This is a genomic window from Streptomyces cinnamoneus, assembly GCF_002939475.1.
In the GTDB taxonomy this organism is placed as follows: Bacteria; Actinomycetota; Actinomycetes; order Streptomycetales; family Streptomycetaceae; genus Streptomyces; species Streptomyces cinnamoneus_A.
In genome coordinates, this window is sequence record NZ_PKFQ01000001.1 from 1,554,631 (window position 1) to 1,576,022 (window position 21,392).

A 21,392-nucleotide genomic window follows, 5' to 3' on the forward strand; every position below is an offset into this window, starting at 1 on the left:
GCGCCGCGAGCGCTCCCGGGCCGCTTCATGGGCCGAGCGGGCGGACTTCGGTAAGCCCGCCTCGGCAGCCGGGCGGCACCAGTACGGTGGCGAACTCACGTGGCCCGCCGTTCCCCGCGAGGAGCCCCATGCCCCACCCGCCCCTCACCCCCGCCGAGTACTGGGACCTCTACAAGCCCTACCGGGGCGGGGGCGCGCAGCCGGCCCCCGAGCCGGGCCAGTTCGAGTGGACACAGTTCCCCGGCCACGGCCCCGGCCCCGAACTCCTCGGCACGCCGCGCACGGTTCTGGAGCTTGGCCCTGGCGAAGGCGCCGACGCCGTCTACCTGGCCCGCCGCGGCGCCCAGGTCACGGGCGTCGACTTCTCCGCGTTCCAAACCGAGCGCGCCCGCCGCTGGTGGGCGAACGAACCAGGCGTCACCTTCATCCACGCCGACGTTTGCGACTTCCTCGTCACCGAGGCCACCGAATACGACGCGATCTACTCCATGTGGGGCGCCGTCTGGTTCACCGACCCCGAACAGCTACTCCCGCTGGTCGCCAAGCGCCTGGCGCCGGAAGGCGTCTTCATCTTCAGCCACGCCGAGCCGGGCCCCGACGCCTACGGCCCCCAGCAGATGCGCGGGAAGTGGCTCGAAGGCCGGGAACGGCAACTCACGGTCCTGCGCTGGCAGTACCCACCCCAGACGTGGGCCGACCTGCTCAAGCGCAGCGGGTTCACGGACATCGACGCGCGCATCGTGCCCCCGCCAGGCGACGAGACCCTCGGGACCCTCCTCGTGCGCGCCGGCGTCGCCTGACCTCGGCAGGACGGTCACGTCACGAATACAGCCTGAGTTCCGAGGGCGCCTAGGTGTGTTGTCCCGGGACGTTGGTGACACGCGTGCTGGGTGCTTGAACGGGTGCCGGCGGCGGACGGCCACGCCGCCGGCCGGCCGCGGTCATCGCGGACAAGGCGTACTCGTCCCGGGCGATCCGCCAGGTCCTGCGCGGGCGGGGCATCCAGGCCGTTGTCCCGGAACGGTCCGACCAGAAGGCCAACCGCCTGCGGCGCGGACAGGCCGGCGGCAGGCCGCCGGCCTTCGACCGCGAGCTCCACAAGGCCCGCAACGTGGTCGAACGCTGCTTCAACCGCGTCAAGCAGTTCCGCGCGATCGTCACCCGCTTCGACAAACTCGCCACCCGCTACAAGGCCGGGGTCCACCTCGCCGCACTCATCCTCTGGCTCCGAGAACCCGCCCAAGATCGTTTGTCAGACAGAACCTAGGTCAGCAGGGTCGCGCAGTTGGCGGGTGTGGCGTGTTCCGGGTCGAGGGCCCCCGCGGCCTCGTGGAAGGCGATGCGGTCGATCGTGCCCAGGGCCAGGTGTTCGGAGATGTCGACGGGGCAGAGGTCCTGGACCAGGACGTTGCGGACGCCCGGGCCGGAGAGGAACTGCGTCCGGTAGGGGGTGACGACCTCGTCCCACCTGGTCGCGATGACGGTGTAGCGGATGCCGGGGAGGGTGTCGCCGCCCTCGTTGAGCTTGCGCATGAACTCCGAGCCGACGACCTGGTCGGTCAGCCCGGGGGCGGTGCCGCGGATGGCGTCGCGCGCGCCGGGCACCACGTTCAGCAGCCCGGTCAGCCCGGACAGGGTCGTGCCGTGGTTGTTGGGGGCGATGCCGACGATGGCGTTCACCTTCGGCGCCCCGCCGAGGAACTTGGTGTAGTAGCGCGGCAGCATGCCGCCCTGCGAGTGGCCGACCAGGTCGGCCTTGGCGGCACCGGTGGCCTTCAGCACCTTGTCCACGTGGACGGCCAGCTCACCCGCCGACGCCGCGACGGGGCCGAGGCCGCCGAAGTAGGGCACGCCGGGGAGCCTGCCGTAGTCCAGGGAGAAGACGCAGTACCCGCGTCTGGCCAGATAGGGCGCGAAGGACCACCAGTTGTTGGTGGAGTTCTCCAGCGTGCCGTGGACGAGGACGACGGGGCGGGGGTGGGCGGCGGACGGTTTGCAGGAGTAGTCGTTCCAGCCGCTGCTGACGACGGGTGCGGTGGCGGCGGCCGCGGCCTGGGGCACCACGGCGGCGGTCACGGCCAGGGCCAGGGCGGACAGGAGCGTGGGCAGCGATCTCCAGGATCTCCGGCGCGACTTCACAGGGGCTCCTCGCGGTGGGGGTGGGGGTGCATACGGGGAGTACCGGGGCTCAGGGGGGTGGATACGCCGAACCGCACCGGAAACCATAGGGCGTTACCGGCGTATTAAATACGCGTTAACTTACTTCGGAGTAGGGTGGAGGGAAGTTCTTGCTTTCGTCAAGCAAACTGACAGGTTTCCCAGGGACGACTCAGGCGACGTCCAGCGTGGCGGCCGGCCCCACTGCGCCCATGCCGAAGCGCGCCCGCGCCCGGTCGACGGCTTCCTCGACCCGGCGGGCCTTCTCGTCCGCGGGGTCGAACGTCAGCTGGTGGGCGGCGTGTTCGGCGGCGTCCAGCCCTTCGGCGCGCAGCGCCACGGCCCGCACCCTGGCCCGCTGCAGACCGAGCGAGGCGTGCAACGCATAGGCGACGGCTGTCAGTTCGGGAGTGTGCGCGGTCGGTTCTGGGAAGGCCCGGGTCCGGGTGGTCGACGAGCCGTCCGCGTACCGGACGGTGAGCTTCAGGCCGCGGGCGACCTGGCCGCTCCGCCGCATCCGCGCCCCCAGCCCGTCGGCGAGCGCGAGCAGCGCGCGGCGCCGGTGCGCGGCGTCCAGCTCGTCGCCGCCGAAGCGGTGCTCCGCGCCCATCGAGCGGGCCCGCGCGTCCGGGGTGACGGGCGTCGGGTCGACGCCGCGCGCCCGCTCGTGGATCCGCCGCCCGGCGGCCGCGCCGAGGATGCGCTGGAGCGCTGGCAGCGGCGCGGCGGCGATCCGGCCGACGCTGTCGAGTCCGTACGAGCACAGGGTGCGGGCGGTGGCGGGGCCCACCCCGTACAGTGCCGCGGCCGGCTTGCCCGCCAGGAACGCGGCGACGGCGTCCGGCTCGGCGCCCAGGGTGCGGATCGCCCCGGGCGCCCCGTCCTGCGCGGCCATCCGGGCGAGCATCGGGTTGGCGGCGATGCCGACGGTGCAGTCGGCCGCGTACCGGGCGAGGGTGCGGACGCGCAGCAGTTCCGCCAGCTCGACCGGGTCGTGGCCGAAGTACCGGGTGGCGCCGCGGACGTCCAGGAGCGCGGCGTCGGGCGGCAACGCCTCGACGACGGGCGTCACTTCGGCGAGGAGGCCGAGGAGGCCGTCGTAGGTCTCCTCGTCGAGGGCCGCGGTGCCGGCCGCCGGGTGGAAGTGCACGTAGAGGACGGTCGTGCCGCACCCCGGCCCGCCGGGCCGCGCCGGCGGTGGGCCCGGGGACGGGACCGGGGAGAGGACGCCTCGCGCGCTCATCGTCCCGCGCTCCCCTGGCTCGCGTGCCACAGCTTCCGTCCCGTGGCCGCCCCCTCGCCCGCCGGCCGCAGGTCCGCCCACGGGTGCATGGTGTAGCCGGTGGACATGCGGATGCGGCGTCCCGGCGCGGGAGCGGCCGGTGCCGTGCCGTCGGCGAGCACGGCCGCCACCGCCCCCAGCCCGCCCTCGGCGCGCAGCGCGGTCAGCTCCGCGAGGTTCCACGCCGCGGCGCCCACCACGCTCAGGCTGCGCGGGCCCCGCCGCTGGACCACGCCCCGGACGAGCAGCAGCCAGGAGTGGAAGACCGTGTGGGCGCACGCCTCGTGGCTGTCGTCGAAGAAGGCGCAGTCCACCAGGCCCGTGCCGTCGTCGAGGGTGGTGAAGATGACCCGGCGCCCGGAGCGGACCGGCGGGGTCTGGGTGGCGGCCTTGGCGCCCGCGACCAGGACGGTCTCACCGTGCCGCGCGTCGCGCAGGCGCCGGGCGGGGATCGCGCCCAGTTCCGCGAGGAAGGCCCGGTGGTCGGACATCAGGTGCCGCGAGGTGTCCATGCCCAGCACGTTCAGCTCCGCGCCGAGCCGTTCGGCCGCGTCCAGGTCGGGCAGGCCGACCGGTTCGGCGCGGGCGCTGTCGATCAGCGTCGGCTGGTCGGCGGAGCCGGCCCGGCCGTGCCGGTGGAGTTCGGCGATGTGCAGCAGCAGGTCCCGGCGGTTGGTGCCGAAGGCGTCCAGCGCGCCGACCCGCGCCAGCCGTTCGGCGACGGGCCGGGCGGGGCGGGCGCGCCGCCACAGGTCCTGGAGCGAGGTGTACGGCCGTCCGGCCACGATCCGCCGTGTCTCGGCCTCGCTGATGCCCTGCACCTCGGAGAGCGCGAGGCGGATGCCGAAGCCCTCCTTCTCGGACACCAGTTCGATCGTATGGGTGGCCCCCGAACGGTTCACGTCCAGCGGCAGGATCGGCACCCCGCGCCGCCGCGCGTCCGCGAGCAGCAGCCGCTTGGGGTACATCCCCGGGTCGTGGGTGAGCAGTCCCGCGTAGAAGGCGGCCGGGTGGTGCGCCTTGAGCCAGGCCGACTGGTAGGTCGGCACGGCGAACGCCACCGCGTGCGCCTTGCAGAAGCCGTAGGAGCCGAACGCCTCGACGATCTCCCAGGTGCGGCGGACGACGTCCGGTGCGTAGCCGCGCTCGCGCGCCCGGCCGGCGAACCAGGTGCGGACGCGGCCGAGCAGTTCGGGGTCGGACAGGGCGCGCCGCGTCTCGTCGGCGAAGCCCCGGTCGCAGCCGGTCATGATCCGCAGGATCTCGATGATCTGCTCGTGGAAGACGACCACGCCGTACGTCTCGCCCAGGGTCTCGGCCAGGTCGGGGTGCGGGAGGCGGACCGGGGCGCGGCCGTGCCGGGCCTCGACGAAGGGGCGGACCATGTCGGCCGCGACCGGACCCGGCCGGAAGAGGGAGATGTCGACCACGAGGTCGTGGAAGTCCGCGGGCTGGAGCCGGCCGACCAGGTCGCGCTGGCCGGGCGACTCGATCTGGAAGCAGCCGAGCGTCTCGGTGGAGCGGATCAGCTCGTAGGTCCTGCGGTCGCCCGGCGGCACCTGCGCCGGGTCGTCCAGGTCGATCCGCCGCCCGGTGGCGCGCTCGATCTCGGCCACCGCGTGCGCCATGGCGGACTGCATCCGCACGCCCAGCACGTCGAGCTTGAGCAGCCCCAGCTCCTCCACGTCGTCCTTGTCGAACTGCGACATCGCGAACCCCTCGCCGCTGGTCGGCACCACGGGGGTGCGGGCCCGCAGGGAGGCGTCGGACAGCAGCACGCCGCAGGGGTGCATGGCGATCCCGCGCGGCAGCGCGTCCAGCGCCTCGACCAGCTCCCACAGCCGGCCGTGCTCCTCGGCCGCCACGCCCCGCAGCTCGGGCAGTTCGGCGAGCGCCGCGCGGGCGTCCCGGGCCCGGATGTGCGGGAACGCCTTGGCGAGGCGGTCCACTTCGGCCGGGTCCATACCGAGGGCCGCGCCCACGTCCCGCACGGCGTGCCGGACCCGGTAGGTCTCGGGCATGGAGACGGTCGCGACGCGCTCGGCGCCGAAGCGGTCGAAGACCGCCCGGTAGACGTCCAGGCGGCGGGCGGACTCGACGTCGATGTCGATGTCGGGCAGTGCGGCCCTGCGCACGGACAGGAAGCGCTCCATGAGCAGGCCGTGGGCGACGGGGTCGGCGTGCGCGATGCCGAGCAGGTGGTTGACCAGCGAGCCCGCGCCGGAGCCCCGGGCGGTGACGCGGATGCCGAGCGCGCGGGTGTCGTCGACGACCTGGGCGACGGTGAGGAAGTACGAGGGGAAGCCGCGCGCCTCGATGACGCGCAGCTCCTCCTCCAGCCGGTCCCAGTAGCGCCGGTCGCGGTCGTGGCCGCGCAGCACCATGGCCCCGGCGCAGCGGGAGCGCAGCACCCGGGCGGCGCTGCGGCGGCCGGCTCCGACCAGGTGCGGCTCGGGGAAGTGCACCGAACCCAGGCCCAGGTCGTCCTCGGGGTCGACGAGGCACTCGGCGGCGGCCTCCTGCGTCATGGCCAGCAGCCGGTGCGCGGCCGCGCGGCGGAACCCGGCGGCCTCCACGACCCGGTCGGCGACGGCGGCCATGGCGGCCGGGTCCTTGAGCCAGCGCTCGCCGCCGTCCAGGGCCTCGGGCCTGCGGGTGTCGATGGGTACCAGCCGGCGGGCGGAGTCGAGCACGTCCGCGACGGGCCCCTGCCCGGGGTCGGCGTAGCGGGTGGCGTTGGTCAGGACGGCCCGCACGCCCTGGTCGGCGGCGAAGCCTGCGGTGCGGGCGGCCAGTCGCAGGGAGCCGGGGCCGGTGCCGGGGCCGGTGCGGCCGTGCCAGACGACTTCCAGCCGCAGGCCGTCACCGAACATTTCGCGCCAGGGCGCCAGCAGCCGCGCGGCCCGGTCGGGGCGCCCGGCGGCGAGCGCGCGGCCGACCTCGGAGTCCGGGCCGAGCAGCACGGTCAGTGGGGCGCGCAGGCCGGCGGCGGCCTCGGCGAGGTCCGTCCGGTCCAGTTCGGGGCGTGCGGCGCCCGCCCCGGAGCCCCCGGCCCGGGAGGCGTCGCCGGCGTGGGCGGCGGAGACCAGCCCGCACAGGGCGGCCCAGCCGGCCGCCCCGTCGCGGGCGAGGAAGACGGCGCGGGGTGCCGACTCGTCGACGAACGCCCCGCCGCGCACGGGGGCGCGGTGCCGCGCCGTGGGGCCGGGCGCCGGCAGCGGCTCCCGCACGGCCAGGTCCACGCCGAACAGCGGCCGCACCCCGGCCCGGGCGCTCGCCCGGGCGAACCGGACCGCTCCGGCGAGGCTGTCGCGATCGGTGAGGGCGACCGCGTCCATGCCGCGCTCGGCGGCCCGTTCGGCCAGGAGCTCGGGGTGCGCGGCGCCGTACCGCATCGAGAACCCCGATGCGGTGTGCAGGTGCGTGAAGCCCGCCATCGCACCTCCTGCCGTTCGCTCCCCCTTGGCCGAATCCTTTCGCCCGCGCTCTCCACCATAAACCAATACTCGAACGTTCGTACGAACAGCGTCGCTCGAACGGTCTCTCCCGCCTGCGTCCGCCCGCCCGCGCCCGCAGGCTCGGAAGGAGGCCCACGGGCGACGGAAGGCGGCGCGGAAGACGGCCGGCGCACGCAGCACAGAGGAGCGACGCATGGTCTGCACCCCCGGGGGCCCCTCCCGCCTCCTCCAGGAGGCCCGGCAGGCGGTGACGGGCCGGGCCGCACTGCTGGTGATCGGCACCCTGGTGCTCCAGCTGGGCTTCATCGCCTCCTACATCGGCGCCTTCCACCACCCCGTGCCCAAGGACATCTCCTTGGGCGTGGTCGCGCCCCGGCAGATCAGCGGCCAGCTCGTGGACAAGCTCCGCGGGCTGCCCGGCGACCCCCTGGATCCGCGCCCGGTCCGCGACGCGCCCGAGGCGCGCCGGCAGATCGGCGAACGGGACCTCGACGCGGCGCTCGTGGTCGACCCGCGCGGCACCACCGACACCCTGCTGACCGCCGGCGGCGCCGGCGCCTCGCTCGCCCAGGCCGCCGAGGCGGTCGTCACCCGGGCCGAGAAGGCCGAGGGGCGCACGCTGCGCGTCATCGACACCGCCCCGGCGGCCTCGGGCGACGCCCGCGGACTGACGTCGTTCTACCTGGTCGTGGGCTGGTGCGTGGGCGGCTATCTGTGCGCCGCGATCCTCGCCATCAGCGCGGGGGCGCGGCCCGCCAACCTCCACCGGGCCGTCATCCGGCTCGGCGCGATCGCCTGCTACGCCGTCTGCGCGGGCCTGCTCGGCGCCGTCATCGCGGGCCCGGTCCTCGACGCGCTGCCCGGGAGCCTCGCGGCCCTGTGGGGCCTGGGCGCCCTGGTGGTCTTCGCCGTCGGCGCCCTGACCCTGGCCCTCCAGGGGCTCGCGGGGGTGGTCGGCATCGGGCTCGCGATCGGACTGGTCGTGGTGCTGGGCAATCCGAGCGCGGGCGGGGCCTACCCCTACCCCCTGCTGCCGCCCTTCTGGCGCGCCATCGGGCCGGCCCTCCCCCCGGGGGCGGGCACCTGGTCGGCCCGGTCCGTCGCCTACTTCGACGGCAACGCGCTGACCGGCCCGCTGCTGGTGCTGTCGGCGTGGGCGGTGGCCGGCGCGGTGGTCGCGCTGGTGTGCGCGGCGGTCAGGGGCCCGCGCTCCCCCGCCGACTGGTGACGGGCCGGGGGCTCGTGTGCCGCCCCGCCCGTCCCCTCCACGGGCGGCGGCACACGAGCCCCCGGAACACCCAGACCGAACGGTCGGTCTGAGTACTCTTCGGCCATTGCTGCCCCACCCGGGAAAGGTCCGTACCGCCGCACGGCCAAGGGAGCAGCCGCTTTTCGGCCGCACCCCCGAAGGTCGCCGAACGAGCTTGAGGATCATTAGATCCGATGGTCATCGCCTGAGCAAATCATGTTTTCGCAGGCCTATTTGATATTCAATCGATGATTACAAGGCATCTTCGCTGGTTAACACGCCTGAAACAATAATTCCCCCTCTTCCCACCCAAGTCGGGCGTCGATGTGAGATCACCGTCCTCCCGGGGCACACGGGAAGGTCTGGCCCGCATCAGATCGAGCCAACCTCGGGCGCTACACAGGGTTTTCAATCAGCGACTGAAAGTGTTCGATCGGAGTGCATTCATGCTCGACTTGGGCCAGACTGCCGACCGTTATCAGCAGCCACGAGCAAGGGAGTGTTCGGAATGCGGTACGTCACTGGGGGGATCGCGCTGGGAGCCGCGCTGGCACTGGGCGGCCTGGTGGGCATCGGGACGTCGGCGAGCGCCGCCCCGACGCCCATACCCCCGGCCCACACGCAGAGCCTCTACGCGCCTTCGGCGCTGGTGCTGACCGTCGGCCAGGGTGACTCGGCCGCCCAGGCGGGCGTGCAGCGGGCGGTCACGCTCACCTGTACGCCCAAGGCCACCGGCTCCCACCCCGACGCGAGCGGGGCCTGCGCCCAGCTGCGCGCCGCCGGCGGTGACTTCGACAAGATCACCACGATCAAGTCCGGCACCTTCTGCACCCGGGAGTGGAACCCGATCGTCGTGACGGCGCAGGGCGTCTGGGAAGGCAAGCGCGTGAGCTACGAGCACACGTTCGCCAACCCGTGCGAGATGAAGGCGGGCAAGGGCACGGTCTTCGAGTTCTGACCGGCCGGCACCCGGCCTGTACGACCCGCCCGGCGCGACCGGGGCGGTGAGGCGGCCCCCGGACACCGTGGAGGTGTGTCCGGGGGCCGCCGTCCATGGGGCGGGCGCCGCGGCCCGCTTCAGCCGACGCGCACGCCGTACGTCCGCAGGGCGTCCTCGACCGGCTGGTAGTAGGTCTCGCCGCCCGTCGTGCAGTCGCCGCTGCCGCCCGAGGTGAGGCCGAGGGCGGTGTCGCCGTCGTAGAGGGGGCCGCCGCTGTCCCCCGCCTCGGCGCAGACGTCCGCCTTGATCAGCCCGTCGACCCTGCCCTCGGCGTAGTTGACGGTCGCGTCGAGCCCGGTGACCCTGCCGTGGTGGGTGCCGGTGGTGGAGCCGCTGCGCGACACCGCCTGGCCGACGGCCGCCCGCCCGGCCCGGGTGATGGCGCCCCCGCCCGTGACCGCGCCGGGGTGGTCGGTGCCGGCGGTGTACCTGGCCAGCGCGTGGTCACGGCCGGGGAAGACGGAGGCGACGGTGACCGCGACCTCCCGGCCGTCGCGGGAGTCGGACCAGTTCGGGACGGCCTTGCCGCAGTGTCCGGCGGTCAGGAAGTAGGCCTCGCCGCCCTTGGTGACGTTGAACCCCAGCGAACAGCGGGCCGTCCGGCCCCAGATGGCGTCGCCGCCCGCCAGCAGCCGGGTGAGCCGGGTGGCGGTCCTGCGCACCACCACCACGTCGCCGAGGCTTTCGGTGACCTCGGTGAGCCGGGCCATCCTCGCTCCCGTGACGGTGGGGTCGGCGGTCACCACGACCCGGTTGGCTCTGGGGTCGGCCACCCAGGCGGTGCCGGGAATGGCGGCGCGGCTGCCCAGCACCCGCCGGGCCGCGTCCAGTCGCGCCTGGGAGAAGCGCACCCGCCGGGGCTCGGCGCCCGCCGCGCGCACGGCGTCCTCGGCGGCCGGCCCCAGGACGTTGACCACGAGCGCGCCGGTCCTTCCGTCGTAGTACGAGCCGGCGGCCGCCCCCTTCAACTCGGCGGCCAGCGACGTGGCCAGCCGCGCGGCCGACGGCGCGGAGAGCACGGCGGCCGGTCGCCCGGACGACGCCCCGGCCCGCACGGGGACGAGGGCCACCGCCGCGAGGGCGACGACGGCCGTGGCGGCCCGCACGGCGCGCGCCGGCATCCGACGGATCTTCAACTCGGCACCTCCAGTGGGGGGTGGGCCCGCTCGCGTGTGTCAGGCGAGCGGGCCCGGAGGACAACGACACAGCCGCACCCCCGAGAGGAGGTCGCGTCCATGCCAAGTTGGTCCGTCGAGTGTCCCCATCCACGGAGGGAGTGCACAAGGGCGACTTCCAGTCGCGCGCATGCCCATGCGCGCGCCCCCACCACGCGCGAGCGCCGGGTGATGCTCTCCGTCACCCCCCACTACCGCTGTGCGCGCGGCGCGATGGGGGCTGGCCCGGCGCGGGAAAAGGGCGAGAAGGCGGGGCCGGCCCTCAGGCGTGCCCCACGGCCCCCGGGTCCGGCGGTTCCTCCGCCCCCTCGATCGGGACCCGCTCCGAGGTCACCTCGGGCGTCCCCGCCGGAGGAGCGGAATCCTTACCCCCCTGGGCCCGTTCACCCCCCTGGGCCCGTTCGAGAAAACGCAGCAACTCCACCGGGAACGGCAGGACCAGGGTCGAGTTCTTCTCCGCCGCCACCGCCACGATCGTCTGCAGCAGCCGCAGTTGCAGCGCGGAGGGCTGCTCCGACATCGTCTGCGCGGCCTCCGCCAGCTTCTTCGAGGCCAGCAGCTCCGCGTCCGCGTTGATCACCCGGGCCCGGCGCTCCCGCTCCGCCTCCGCCTGCCGCGACATCGAGCGCTTCATCGTCTCCGGCAGCGAGACGTCCTTGATCTCCACCCGGTCGATGTGCACGCCCCACCCCACGGCGGGGCTGTCGAGCATGAGCTCCAGACCCTGGTTGAGCTTCTCCCGGTTCGAGAGCAGGTCGTCCAGGTCGCTCTTGCCGATGATCGAGCGCAGCGAGGTCTGGGCCATCTGCGAGACCGCGAAGCGATAGTCCTCGACCTGGATCACGGCCTCGGTCGGGTCCACGACCTTGAAGTAGACGACGGCGTCGACCCGCACGGTGACGTTGTCGCGGGTGATGCCCTCCTGGGCGGGGACGGGCATGGTCACGATCTGCATGTTCACCTTGCGCAGCCGGTCCACGCCCGGAACGATCAGGGTGAGGCCCGGCTGGCGGACGTCGGACCGCAGCCGCCCGAGCCGCAGCACCACTCCGCGCTCGTACTGCTTGACCACCCGGGCGGCGGCCATGAGGTACACCGCGCCCGCCGAGAGGGCGGCCACTCCTGCCACCACGAGGTCCTCGACCATCACGACCCCCTGCCGTACGGACACCACAGGTCAGGTGATATGTCCACGGTATGCCCGCGCCGGAGTGCGGTCGAGCCCCCGGCCCGCAGGGAGCCGGGGGCCCGGTGTGTGTGCCGCTGGCCGCAGGCGGTGGGGAAGGGCGGAGCGCGCTCGCGGTCAGACGTCCGGTGGGCGCCCGGGCCTCCCGCCCGGGGCGCCGGGGGTCACCCACGGCGTCAGAAGACGCTCACTCCGTAAGCACTGAGCGCCTTGGTGACCGGCTGGAAGAAGGTCGTGCCGCCGGAACGGCAGTTGCCGCTGCCTCCCGAGGTCAGGCCGAGGGCGGTCGAGCCGGCGAAGAGGGCGCCGCCGCTGTCGCCGGGCTCGGCGCAGACGTCGGTCTTGATGAGGCCGCGCACGATCTGGCCGTTGCCGTAGTTGACCGTGGCGTTGAGGCCGGTGACCTTGCCGCCGTGCACCTTGGTCGTGGAGCCGCTGCGCTTGACGCTCTGACCGACGGTCGCGTTGCCGGCGGAGGTGATGCGCTGCGTGCTGCCGTCGTAGAGGTCGACGGCGCTGGGGTGGGCGAGCGAACCGTTGGCGTACTGCACGATCCCGTAGTCGTTGCCCGGGAAGCTGGTGCCGGTGGTGGGACCGATGCTCGTGGCGTGGCCGGAGTCGGCGTAGTAGGGCGGCTTGCCCTCGGTGCAGTGCCCGGCGGTCAGGAAGTAGTAGGTGCTGCCCTTGCGGACGTTGAAGCCCACCGAGCAGCGCCAGCTGGGAGCGTAGATCGCGTCGCCACCGGCGAGGAGCGTGCGGAAGGTGCCGGGGGTGCGCTCGACGCGTATCGCGTCGGCGGCCGCCCCGGCCCGCTGTCTGATCCGTTCGAGGCCGGCCGCCGGGACCGTGGAGTCGGCGGTGACCACGAGGGTGTTGGTCGTCGGGTCGAGGGACCAGGCCGTGCCCGGGACGTCCGCCGACTCCACGGCCGCGCTCGCGGTGGCGGCCAGGGCGGCGGAGTGGACGGCGGCGGCCGGGGGTGCGGCGTGGGCGGTGCCGGCGACGAGGGCGGACACGGCGACGAGGCCGGAGGCCACGGCGAGGGCCTTGGTTCGTCTGTCGGTGCCACCGTGGGGGGTGGTGCGCTTGATCCTCACGTTCTTCCTCCCGAAGGGGGTCGGGGGTCCGCGGTGGGCGCGGGCCCGTGAGGCGCAGCCAAAAGGACACACCGGGTTCCACTTTCGCCGTGCCCCTGACAAGCGCTGTTCGGGAGTATTCGGTCCGGGGGCCAGGCGGCGCAAGGGCGCCTTTCGGACGCGCCCCCCGCGCACACCAAGGAGCCCCCACGGCTCGGCCCGCCGCCGGGGCCGTGGTGGCATGTCCCTGACCCGCCGCTTCGACGGCTCAGCGCGTGAGCGGGTTCCGCTCCCCGGCCGGCACCGGGAACGGCAGCCGGTTTCCGGGGGGCGGGAAGGGGCAGATGAAGTGGTCGGCGAACGCGCAGGGCGGCAGCACGGCGCGGTTGAAGTCGACGGTCACCGGCCGGCCGCTCTCCGGCGCGGGCAGCCTGAGGAAGCGGAAGCGGTAACCGGCCGTCCCGCTGGTGCCGTCGGAGAACACCGCCCACAGCGAGCCGTCCGCCTCGGTCCCGGCCTGGAGCGTGTACTCCTCCCCGCCGAGGGCGAAGACCAGTTCGCCGGACAGGCGCAGCGGCCGTTCCCGCCCGTCGGCGTGCGCCACCAGGACCGCGCGCTCCCGCTCGTACGGACGGAAGCGGCCCGGCAGCGCCCAGCGCACGGCGTGGTCGAAGACGTCGATCCCGGCGAACGCCCGGCGGCGCGGTGAGCCCGGGTCGAAGACCCGCACCGCCCAGAGCCCCTCGCGCCGCAGCACCGGCAGCTTCCGCTCCCCGTGCGCGACCCGCGCGACGGCGGGTCCGCCGTCGGGGCGGAGCCGGGCCCGGCCCTCCAGTGGCCGCCCGTCCAGGGTCAGCCCGTCCTCGGCGGCGGCGGAGAGCAGGACGCTCCCGGCGCCGGGATCCGGCGTCCAGCGCCCCGGGATGGCCGGAATTCGACCCTCCGGCGCCTCCGCCAGCCAGTGCGTCCCGGTGAGCGCGAGGGGGCCGTAGGGCGCCGAGACCGCCTCGGCACGTTCCTCGCGCCACACCTCCCACCGCCGGCGAGCGTCATCGGTGCTCATGCCGCTCACCCTTCCACACCCCCGGCGCAACGGGGCGACGCCCCGCGCGACGCCGACGCCGCGCGCCCCGCACGGAACGCGCCACGCGCTGGGTGGGGCACGGCTCTTGGGCCACGCCGTCCCGCGCCATGCCCTCCCTAACAGCCGCAGTCGCAGCTACAGTCACAGCAATCGCACCCGTCGCCACACTTGCTACAGCAGTCACAGCAATCGCAGCAATCGCAACCGTCCCCGCAGCCGTCGCAGTTGTCGGCGCACTTGGCGCACCAGCCCTCGCGGGGCTGGCCGTTCCACGGGTCCTGGTAGGGGTCCTTGCAGCACACCTGGCCGGTGCAGAACAGCCCCGTCCACACCGCACAGCCGGCGATCAGCCCGCGCCGGCGCCGGGGCGGCTCCGGCGGGGCGGGCGGCGGCATGACCGGCGGCGCCCCGAACGCGCCCTCGGGCCCCGCCGGGTGCGGCTGCCCGGAGTGTCCCTGGTGGCCGCAGCGGGCGGCGGCCTGGGTGCCGAACGCCCGGTCGACGGAACGTTCCAGCTCGTGGGCCAGCAGCAGGTGGGCCAGCTTGCCCTGGGCCTTGCTCGCGAACTCGACCTCGCGCAGCGCCAGCCGCACCCCGTGCACCGCGTCGTCGCACAGCCGCCGCACCTCGGCGAGTTCGGCGCCGGTGGCGGTGACGGGGTTCCACGCCCCGGTCCGGGCGTCCTCGGCCAGGTCCTCGACGGCGTCCAGGAGATGCGCGAGGCGGCCGAAGAGCCGGCCCGCCTCCTCCAGCGCCTCCCGGTTGCCCGGCCGGCCGGCCAGAACGGCCGTGTAGCCGAAGGCCGCGGCGGTCGCCGTCTCCGTCGGCTCGGTCACCTCCAGCAGCGGGGTGCCCGGCCCGGCCAGCGACTCGATCCCCGCCTGCCGTTCGACGGCGTCCACCAGGACCGCCGTGTCGAAGCCGAGCTCCGATCCGGTGCGCGCGCCCGCCCGGTCCCACCGGGCGGCGACCTTGCGGGCCGCGGCCGCGACCAGCCGCCGCGCCAACGCCCCGTCGCCGTCGGCGACATGGTCGCGCATCTTCGCGGAGGCCAGGACGAGCGAGACCGTGGCGGCCAGCCGTGCCCCCTCGCCCTGCGCCACCGAGGCGCCGCGCATGCCGCGCAGCGGACAGGGGCCGGCGGTGCGCCGCCAGGCGTCCGCTCCCGCGCGCTCGGACTGCGCCTCGACGAGAACGGATATGACAAGCCCGTCATAGTTGGTGGCTATTCGAGCGAACTGTCCGTGATCGCCTTTCAGAGCGAGGCAGAGGCCGCACAGGTGGGCCATCCACTCGGTTCGCATGCCTTCGGACAGCCGATGACGGCATGGCCTGATGATCCCGAACAAAACGTGCCCCCGTGTGTGGTGTCGATGTGCCCGGGCATCCTAATCACCGGGGACAATCGTGCTGGGCCGGAGCCCGCACTCCTCGAACCATGCCGCATATGCCCAGGTCCAGCGCCTGCGGCCAATCACCAGGAGTTTCTGACGCACCGCCACCCGCTTTGCACCAGATGCGTCACGAAATCCTCGCATGGCCGCCATCCACTTGGCACATCATCCGCATCATGGACGACCATAGAGGAGCGGGCGGAAGACACCGCGTGTGAGAGGAGGCGTCCATGGGATCGGTGCGCAAGGCGAGTGCCTGGCTTGGCCTCGTCGACGACAGCGATGACGAGCGCTACTACGACGACGAGTACGCCGAGGGGCCCGAGCCTGGAGACTCCTGGGTGACCAACCCCAAGGTCCGCGTGGCCGACGAGGTCGCGCAGGAGCAGGGCACCCGCATCGCCACGGTCACCCCGGACGGCTTCCGGGACGCCCGTGGCATCGGCGAGCTGTTCCGGGAGGGCGTACCGGTCATCGTCAACCTCACGAGCATGGAGCCCAGCGACGCCAAGCGGGTGGTGGACTTCGCGGCCGGGTTGACGTTCGGGCTGCGCGGTTCGATCGAACGCGTGGCCAACCGCGTGTTCCTGCTCACCCCCGCCGACTACAAGGTCGTCAGCGGCGAAGGGGGCCGTCCCAACGGCGGCTTCTTCAACCAGAGCTGACGTCCGAGCCGGCGTCCGAGCGGACGCCCTGCGCCCGGGCGGGTGCTCACCGGAAGGCTTCGAGGCCGGTGAGCGCCTTGCCCAGCACCAGCTGGTGCATCTCCACGGTGCCCTCGTAGGTGAGCACCGACTCCAGGTTCGTCGCATGCCGCATGACGGGGTATTCGAGAGAGATCCCGTTGGCGCCCAGGACCGTCCGCGCGGTGCGGCAGATCTCGATCGCCTCCCGCACGTTGTTCAGCTTCCCGAAGCTCACCTGTTCCGGCCGCAGCCGCCCCGCGTCCATCCGCCGCCCCAGATGGTGGGCCAGCAGGATCCCCTTGTGGAGTTCCACCGCCATGTCGGCCAGCTTGGCCTGCGTCAGCTGGAAGCCGCCGATCGGCCTGCCGAACTGCTCCCGCGTCCGGGCGTACTCGAGCGCCGTCTCGAAGCAGGTGCGGGCCGCGCCCATGGCGCCCCAGACGATGCCGTACCGGGCGTGGTTCAGACAGCCCAGCGGCCCGCGCAGCCCGACGGCCTCCGGCAGCACCGCGTCGGCGGGCAGCCGCACCTCGTCCATCACCAGTTCGCTGGTGACCGAGGCGCGCAGCGACCACTTGTGGTGGATGTCGGGTGCGGAGAAGCCGGGGCTGTCGGTGGGCACGACGAACCCCCTGATCCCCTCCTCGGTCCGGGCCCAGACGATCGCCACCCCGGCCACCGAGCCGTTGGTGATCCACATCTTGCGTCCCGTCAGCACCCAGTCGCCGCCGGCGTCGCGCCTGGCGTGGGTCCGCATGCCCGCGGGGTCCGAACCGTGGTCGGGCTCGGTCAGTCCGAAGCACCCGATGGTCTCGCCGGTGGCCATGCCCGGCAGCCACCGCTCCTTCTGCTCCTCCGAGCCGAAGCGGTGGATGGCGTACATCGCGAGCGAGCCCTGCACGGAGACCAGCGAGCGGATGCCGGAGTCGGCGGCCTCCACCTCCAGGCAGGCCAGGCCGTACTGGACGGCGGTCGCGCCCGCGCAGCCGTAGCCGGTGAGCTGCATGCCGAGGGCGCCCATGGCGCCCAGTTCGCGGGCGAGTTCACGGACGGGAGCCTCCCCGCGCTCGTACCAGCCGGCGATGTGCGGCAGCACGCGGTCGGCGGCCCACTGCCGCACGGCGTCCCGGATGGCCCGGTCCTCGTCGGTGAGGAGGTCGTCGATGCCGAGCGGGTCATGCGGGTCGAACACGGTGGCCTCCGGCACGGTGCGGTACGGGAACGATCTCCGGTCGCCCCTGACGCTACTTCCGGGTAACCGCACCCGTCCAGCCCCGGGCCTCAGCCCGCGGGCGCCTCGTCCGGCCCCGGCCCCCGGCCCGCCGGCACCGCGCCCGGCGCGACCTCGGGGGCCGCGCACTCCAGGCCGCGGGGCAGCCGCAGCGCGGCCAGCGCCCCCAGCAGCAACAGACCCGCGCTCACCGCCAGGGCCGTGTGGAGGCCGTGCACGAAGGCGTCCCGCGCGGCGGCGCGCAGGGCCGCGCCGGCGGGGCCGCCGAGCCGGTCGGCGACGTCGTACGCCTCGCCCAGCGAGTGGCTCGCCGCGCGGCCCGCCGCGCTCGGCACACCGGGCACCGCCTCGACCGCCGGCGCGTAGGCCGCGTTCATGACGCTGCCCAGCAGGGCGATGCCGATGCCGGCACCGAGCTGGTAGGAGGTCTCACCGATCGCGGCCGCGCCGCCCGCCGACTCCGCCGGGGCCTCGCTCAGCATCGACTCGTACGCCCCGAAGAGCGTGGTCTCCAGCCCGAAGCCGAGCAGGAGGAAGCCCAGCGTCAGCGCGACGGGACGGTCGTCGTGGCCCATGACGGTCAGCGAGAGCACGGCCATGGCAGTGAGCACGAACCCCCCGCAGACCATCGCCCGCGGCCCGAACCGCTGGAGCACCCGCGAACCGGAGAGACCGGCCGCCATCGCGGCGAGCGTGAGCGGCAGCAGCCGCAGTCCGGTCTCCAGCGGGGTGAGGCCGAGGACGAGCTGGAGGTACTGCGCCGCTATCAGCTCCAGGCCGACGAGCGCGAGCAGGGCCAGCACGATGCAGCCCACGGACGTCCCGAACGCGGGACGGGCGACCATCGCGAGGTCCACCAGCGGGTGCCGGCGCCGCCGCTGCCGGCGGACGAAGAGGACGAGGAGGGCGGCGCCGAGGGCGGCCGGGACGACCGTCGACAGGGACAGGGGCTCGGCGCTGCCCACGCGCTTCACCCCGTAGACGAGTCCGAACAGCCCGAACGCGGCCATCAGCGCGCCGAGCACGTCCCAGGGTCCGTTCCGGTCCCCGGTCGACTCCGGCAGCAGCAACCGCCCGACGGGCAGTGTGACCAGCATCAGCGGGATGTTGATGAGGAAGACCGAGCCCCACCAGAAGTGCTGCAGGAGCAGTCCGCCCACCAGCGGCCCCAGGGCCGCGCCCACCGCGGCCACCGCGCTCCAGACGCCGATGGCGACGGCCCGCTCCCGCCGGTCGGGGAAGACCTGCCGGAGGATGGAGAGCGTGGCCGGCATGATCATCGCCCCGCCGACGCCCAGCAGGGCCCGCGCCGCGATGAGGACTTCGGGCACCGTGGCGAGGGCGGCCAGCGCGGAGGCCAGGCCGAAGAGGCCGTAGCCCAGCAGCAGCACCCTGCGGCGCCCGACGCGGTCGCCGAGGGTGCCGAAGAGGATGAGCAGCGAGGCGCAGACGAGGGGGTAGACGTCGACGATCCACAGCAGCTGGATCGCGCCGGGCCGCAGGTCCTCGCTGACGGCGGGCACGGCCACGTGCAGCACGGTGGCGTCGACGGCGACGAGGAGCAGGCTCACGCAGAGGACGACGAGCACGGTCCACCGGCTCACCCCGCCGGCGGCGCGTCCTTCCGCGCGGCGCGGCCGGGGCCGCTGCCGGGGCACACCGACCGGCCGTCGGGGGCCGGCCGTGGTCGTCCCGGACATCCACTTACCTCCGTGTCGAGCGCTCGCGGCCTTCTCGCGGGCCGGGGGCCTTACGGCCCCGGCGGAGTCCGGGGGCCGGGTGAGTCGACAGCGTACGCGAGTCCCGCCCGGACCCACGTGGCCCCTCTCACGTCGCGGGGCCTGGGACAATCGACCGATGACCTCTCTCGCCTCCCGCTCCGGCACGGCCCCCGCCCCGGCCTCCGCGCCCGGTGGGGCGGCCGCGTCCCCGGCCGCTCCGCGCCGGGCCGTCGCCGCCCTGCTGCTGTACGCGGGGGTGCGGGCGCTCGGCGTGGTGGTGCTCGCGCTGTGGGGACTGGCGGACGGCAAGGGCCCGCTCCGGCTGCTGTCGGCGCGGTGGGATTCGCTCTGGTACGCCCGGATCGCGGAGGACGGATACGGCTACACCCTTCATCTGGCGGGCGGCAAGGTCCACTCCGACATGGCGTTCTTCCCGCTGCTGCCGTGGCTGGAGCGGGGGCTGTCGGCCGTCCTGCCCCTCTCGGCGGGCGAGGCGGGGCTGGTGGTCTCGGCCGTCGCCGGGCTGTTCGCCGCCTGGGGGATCTTCGCCGTGGGCGAGTGTCTGCACGGCCGCCGCGCGGGCCTCGCGCTGGTGGGGCTGTGGGCCGCGCTGCCGGTGGGGATCGTTGCGTCGATGGCGTACTCGGAGGCGCTCTTCACGGCGCTGGCCGCCTGGAGCGCGTACTGCGTGCTGACCGGCCGGTGGGTGGGGGCCGGCTCACTGGCGGCGCTGGCCGGGCTGACCCGGCCGGTGGGGGCCGCGGTGGTGGCGGCCGTGTGGATCACGGCGGCGGTGACGCTGCTGCGCCGGCACCGGCGGGGCGAGCGGGGTGCTCCGCCGCTGCGCCTCCTGCTCGGTGTGCTGCTCGCGCCCCTGGGCTGGCTGGCGTACTTCGCCTGGGTGGGGGTGCGGACCGGCAGCGTCACCGGCTATCTGGACGTGCAGGGCGGCTGGGGCAACGGCTTCGACGGCGGGCTGGCCTTCGGCTCCTTCATCGGTGAGCGGCTCGCCGGCCCGGCGTGGCCCGCCGGGATCGCGCTGCTGGCCGGCGTGGCGCTGGTGGTCTGGCTGTACGTGGCCGGGGCGCGGCGGGGGCAGCCGCTGCCGCTGCTCGTCTTCTCGGGCACGGTCCTGCTGCTGGCGCTGACCGCCAAGGGCTACTTCGGCTCGAAGCCGCGCCTGATGATGCCCGCGTTCCCGCTGCTGCTGCCGCCGGCGGTGGCCCTGGCACGGCTACGGACGGTGCGCGCCGCGGCGGTGCTCACGACCGTGGCGCTGGCGTCGGCGGTCTACGGTGCCTTCTGGCTGCACGGCTCCGGGCCGCCATGATCGAATTCCGGGGCGGCCCGGCGGGCCGGCGGGAAACGCCGCGACACCCCTCGGCCAATCCCCGATAAACGGGGCCGCACGAAAAGGAATTGCCGCGGGCGGGTCTTCGGGCTACGGCACCCGGCGGCTCTTTAGCTGTTTCTTATTCCGCCGGTCCAAACGTGAGGCACGGCACGATTGAGACGCATTCCACATCACATCGTCATCACAAAGCGCCTCGATCGGCCGAAGCCTCCTGTTACGCAATGTAACGTCGATTGAGTGCGTACCAACGACGAGCTCGTCCATGTGGAGGAGCGCCCCACCGATCCCGTGCGACCACGGATGACCCGGACCCGTCTGGGCATCTTCGTGGCGACCTTCGTGGTCTATGTGGCGATCGTGGTCGGCGTGCTCACCACGTCCTGGCCGGTGCGGTTCGACTGGCAGGTGATGCTCTTCCGGCCGTACAAGCAGTGGCCGGAGATCCACACCTTCCTCGACTACTTCGTGGTCCTGGGCCAGCGCGGCCCGACCGCCGTGGCCGTGGCCGCCTGGCTGGGCTGGCGCACACACAAGCAGAAGACCCTGCGCCCGCTGCTGGTGCTGGGCACGTCGTTGCTGCTGCTCAACGCGACCGTGGGGGCCGCGAAGATCGGCATGGGCCGGCTGGGCCCGCACTACGCCACCACCATCGGCTCCAACGAGATGTTCGCCGGCGGCGACATATTCCCCTCCGGCCACACCGCGAACGCGGTGGTCACCTGGGGCGTGCTCGCCTACCTGGCCACCACTCCGCGCACCCGCCGGATCGCCTCGGTGGTCGCCGCGCTGCTCGCCCTGGGCGTCGGGATGACGACGGTCTACCTGGGCACGCACTGGATGAGCGACGTGACCCTCGGCTGGACCGCCGGCCTGCTGGTCCTGCTGGTCCTGCCCTGGTTCGAGCCGCTCATGGCCCGCGCCGAGGCCTGGCTGCTCACCGTCTGGGCGCGGCTGCGCGAGCGCGGCACCGCCGTCCCGGTCCCGGCCGGCGCGGGCGTCGTGCTGGGCGCCCCGCGGCCGGCGGCCGACGACGTGCTGCCCGTGCGCGAGCCGGTGGCCGCGGGAAGCCGGGCGGGCGGGGGCGCCTCCCGGGTCCCCGACGGCCGGCCGCACCTGCCGGCCAGGCCGCACACGTCCCGCTCCGAGCGCACGCCGGTCACCCCGACGGGCAGCCGCCGGCCGCCGCTGTCGGCGCCGCGCACCGCGCCGCTGGGCCCCGCCGCCGGCCGCGGCCGCACCGCCGGCACCTGACGCGACGGCCGGCACGCACACCCGGTACGCAGGGCGAGGGCGGTCCCGTGAGGTCACGGGGCCGCCCTCGCCGCATGCGCCGGCCCGT

General features: G+C 74.1%; 16 protein-coding genes and 1 pseudogene. 7 read left to right on the plus strand and 10 right to left on the minus strand.

Features of this window, described 5'->3' with window-relative positions; all coding sequences use genetic code 11:
* Positions 1–128 precede the first annotated feature (128 nt).
* Positions 129–800, plus strand: a complete 672-nt coding sequence (locus CYQ11_RS06305; RefSeq protein WP_099202061.1) for a class I SAM-dependent methyltransferase — start codon at positions 129–131, stop codon at positions 798–800.
* A gap of 107 nt (positions 801–907) precedes the next feature.
* Positions 908–1,267 (plus strand): annotated as a pseudogene (locus tag CYQ11_RS06310) (transposase); the annotation flags it as partial.
* Here the strand turns inward: CYQ11_RS06310 and CYQ11_RS06315 are convergent.
* The 3 genes from CYQ11_RS06315 to CYQ11_RS06325 all read right to left on the minus strand — a co-directional run bounded on the left by CYQ11_RS06315 (position 1,264) and on the right by CYQ11_RS06325 (position 6,876).
* Positions 1,264–2,139, minus strand: a complete 876-nt coding sequence (locus CYQ11_RS06315; RefSeq protein ID WP_240003653.1) for an esterase/lipase family protein — start codon at positions 2,137–2,139, stop codon at positions 1,264–1,266. The pseudogene CYQ11_RS06310 and the gene CYQ11_RS06315 sit on opposite strands and share 4 nt — an antisense overlap.
* 190 nt (positions 2,140–2,329) lie before the next feature.
* Complete coding sequence (locus CYQ11_RS06320) at positions 2,330–3,400, minus strand: DNA polymerase Y family protein (RefSeq protein WP_099202059.1); 1,071 nt, start codon at positions 3,398–3,400, stop codon at positions 2,330–2,332.
* Positions 3,397–6,876 (minus strand): DNA polymerase III subunit alpha, encoded by a 3,480-nt coding sequence (locus CYQ11_RS06325; RefSeq protein WP_099202058.1) that lies wholly within the window; start codon positions 6,874–6,876, stop codon positions 3,397–3,399. The genes CYQ11_RS06320 and CYQ11_RS06325 overlap by 4 nt, the downstream gene beginning before the upstream one ends.
* 214 nt (positions 6,877–7,090) lie before the next feature.
* Between CYQ11_RS06325 and CYQ11_RS06330 the strand changes: the two genes are divergently transcribed.
* Together CYQ11_RS06330 and CYQ11_RS06335 are read left to right on the plus strand one after the other, a co-directional pair.
* Complete coding sequence (locus CYQ11_RS06330; protein ID WP_099202057.1) at positions 7,091–8,125, plus strand: YhgE/Pip domain-containing protein; 1,035 nt, start codon at positions 7,091–7,093, stop codon at positions 8,123–8,125.
* 529 nt (positions 8,126–8,654) lie between these two features.
* The gene (locus CYQ11_RS06335; RefSeq protein ID WP_099202056.1) at positions 8,655–9,104 is read left to right on the plus strand and encodes a subtilase-type protease inhibitor; all 450 of its coding nucleotides are present in this window, start codon (positions 8,655–8,657) and stop codon (positions 9,102–9,104) included.
* A 119-nt stretch (positions 9,105–9,223) separates the two neighbouring features.
* Here the strand turns inward: CYQ11_RS06335 and CYQ11_RS06340 are convergent, their stop codons facing one another.
* The 5 genes from CYQ11_RS06340 to CYQ11_RS06360 all read right to left on the minus strand — a co-directional run bounded on the left by CYQ11_RS06340 (position 9,224) and on the right by CYQ11_RS06360 (position 15,016).
* The gene (locus tag CYQ11_RS06340; protein WP_240003652.1) at positions 9,224–10,282 is read right to left on the minus strand and encodes a S1 family peptidase; all 1,059 of its coding nucleotides are present in this window, start codon (positions 10,280–10,282) and stop codon (positions 9,224–9,226) included.
* Between the two features lie 301 nt (positions 10,283–10,583).
* On the minus strand, positions 10,584–11,468 hold the full coding sequence (locus tag CYQ11_RS06345; RefSeq protein ID WP_240003664.1) for a slipin family protein: 885 nt from the start codon (positions 11,466–11,468) through the stop codon (positions 10,584–10,586).
* Between the two features lie 215 nt (positions 11,469–11,683).
* Positions 11,684–12,604, minus strand: coding sequence for a S1 family peptidase (locus tag CYQ11_RS06350; RefSeq protein WP_099202054.1), 921 nt, complete (start codon positions 12,602–12,604; stop codon positions 11,684–11,686).
* Positions 12,605–12,851: 247 nt separating this feature from the next.
* Complete coding sequence (locus CYQ11_RS06355; protein WP_099202053.1) at positions 12,852–13,646, minus strand: DUF1684 domain-containing protein; 795 nt, start codon at positions 13,644–13,646, stop codon at positions 12,852–12,854.
* A gap of 137 nt (positions 13,647–13,783) precedes the next feature.
* Positions 13,784–15,016, minus strand: a complete 1,233-nt coding sequence (locus CYQ11_RS06360; protein ID WP_099202052.1) for a DUF5685 family protein — start codon at positions 15,014–15,016, stop codon at positions 13,784–13,786.
* Between the two features lie 275 nt (positions 15,017–15,291).
* Between CYQ11_RS06360 and CYQ11_RS06365 the strand changes: the two genes are divergently transcribed.
* The gene (locus CYQ11_RS06365) at positions 15,292–15,726 is read left to right on the plus strand and encodes a cell division protein SepF (protein ID WP_099202051.1); all 435 of its coding nucleotides are present in this window, start codon (positions 15,292–15,294) and stop codon (positions 15,724–15,726) included.
* A 46-nt stretch (positions 15,727–15,772) separates the two neighbouring features.
* Here the strand turns inward: CYQ11_RS06365 and CYQ11_RS06370 are convergent, their stop codons facing one another.
* Positions 15,773–16,939, minus strand: coding sequence for an acyl-CoA dehydrogenase family protein (locus CYQ11_RS06370; protein WP_398780530.1), 1,167 nt, complete (start codon positions 16,937–16,939; stop codon positions 15,773–15,775).
* Between the two features lie 89 nt (positions 16,940–17,028).
* A complete protein-coding gene (locus CYQ11_RS06375) occupies positions 17,029–18,678 on the minus strand; it encodes an MFS transporter (protein WP_099202049.1) in 1,650 nt (549 codons plus the stop codon).
* Between the two features lie 157 nt (positions 18,679–18,835).
* Between CYQ11_RS06375 and CYQ11_RS06380 the strand changes: the two genes are divergently transcribed.
* Both CYQ11_RS06380 and CYQ11_RS06385 read left to right on the plus strand, forming a co-directional pair.
* A complete protein-coding gene (locus CYQ11_RS06380) occupies positions 18,836–20,029 on the plus strand; it encodes a glycosyltransferase family 39 protein (RefSeq protein WP_099202048.1) in 1,194 nt (397 codons plus the stop codon).
* Positions 20,030–20,290: 261 nt separating this feature from the next.
* The gene (locus CYQ11_RS06385; RefSeq protein WP_181143593.1) at positions 20,291–21,304 is read left to right on the plus strand and encodes a phosphatase PAP2 family protein; all 1,014 of its coding nucleotides are present in this window, start codon (positions 20,291–20,293) and stop codon (positions 21,302–21,304) included.
* Positions 21,305–21,392 lie beyond the last annotated feature (88 nt).

What these genes read in the sequence shown, in the direction of transcription:
- CYQ11_RS06320 (WP_099202059.1), bottom strand. Translation starts at nt 3,400, where the DNA reads ATGAGCGCGCGAGGCGTCCTCTCCCCGGTCCCGTCCCCGGGCCCACCG.
- CYQ11_RS06365 (WP_099202051.1), top strand. Translation starts at nt 15,292, where the DNA reads ATGGGATCGGTGCGCAAGGCGAGTGCCTGGCTTGGCCTCGTCGACGAC.
- CYQ11_RS06335 (WP_099202056.1), top strand. Translation starts at nt 8,655, where the DNA reads ATGCGGTACGTCACTGGGGGGATCGCGCTGGGAGCCGCGCTGGCACTG.
- CYQ11_RS06345 (WP_240003664.1), bottom strand. Translation starts at nt 11,468, where the DNA reads ATGGTCGAGGACCTCGTGGTGGCAGGAGTGGCCGCCCTCTCGGCGGGC.
- CYQ11_RS06375 (WP_099202049.1), bottom strand. Translation starts at nt 18,678, where the DNA reads ATGTCCGGGACGACCACGGCCGGCCCCCGACGGCCGGTCGGTGTGCCC.
- CYQ11_RS06305 (WP_099202061.1), top strand. Translation starts at nt 129, where the DNA reads ATGCCCCACCCGCCCCTCACCCCCGCCGAGTACTGGGACCTCTACAAG.
- CYQ11_RS06380 (WP_099202048.1), top strand. Translation starts at nt 18,836, where the DNA reads ATGACCTCTCTCGCCTCCCGCTCCGGCACGGCCCCCGCCCCGGCCTCC.
- CYQ11_RS06355 (WP_099202053.1), bottom strand. Translation starts at nt 13,646, where the DNA reads ATGAGCACCGATGACGCTCGCCGGCGGTGGGAGGTGTGGCGCGAGGAA.
- CYQ11_RS06330 (WP_099202057.1), top strand. Translation starts at nt 7,091, where the DNA reads ATGGTCTGCACCCCCGGGGGCCCCTCCCGCCTCCTCCAGGAGGCCCGG.
- CYQ11_RS06325 (WP_099202058.1), bottom strand. Translation starts at nt 6,876, where the DNA reads ATGGCGGGCTTCACGCACCTGCACACCGCATCGGGGTTCTCGATGCGG.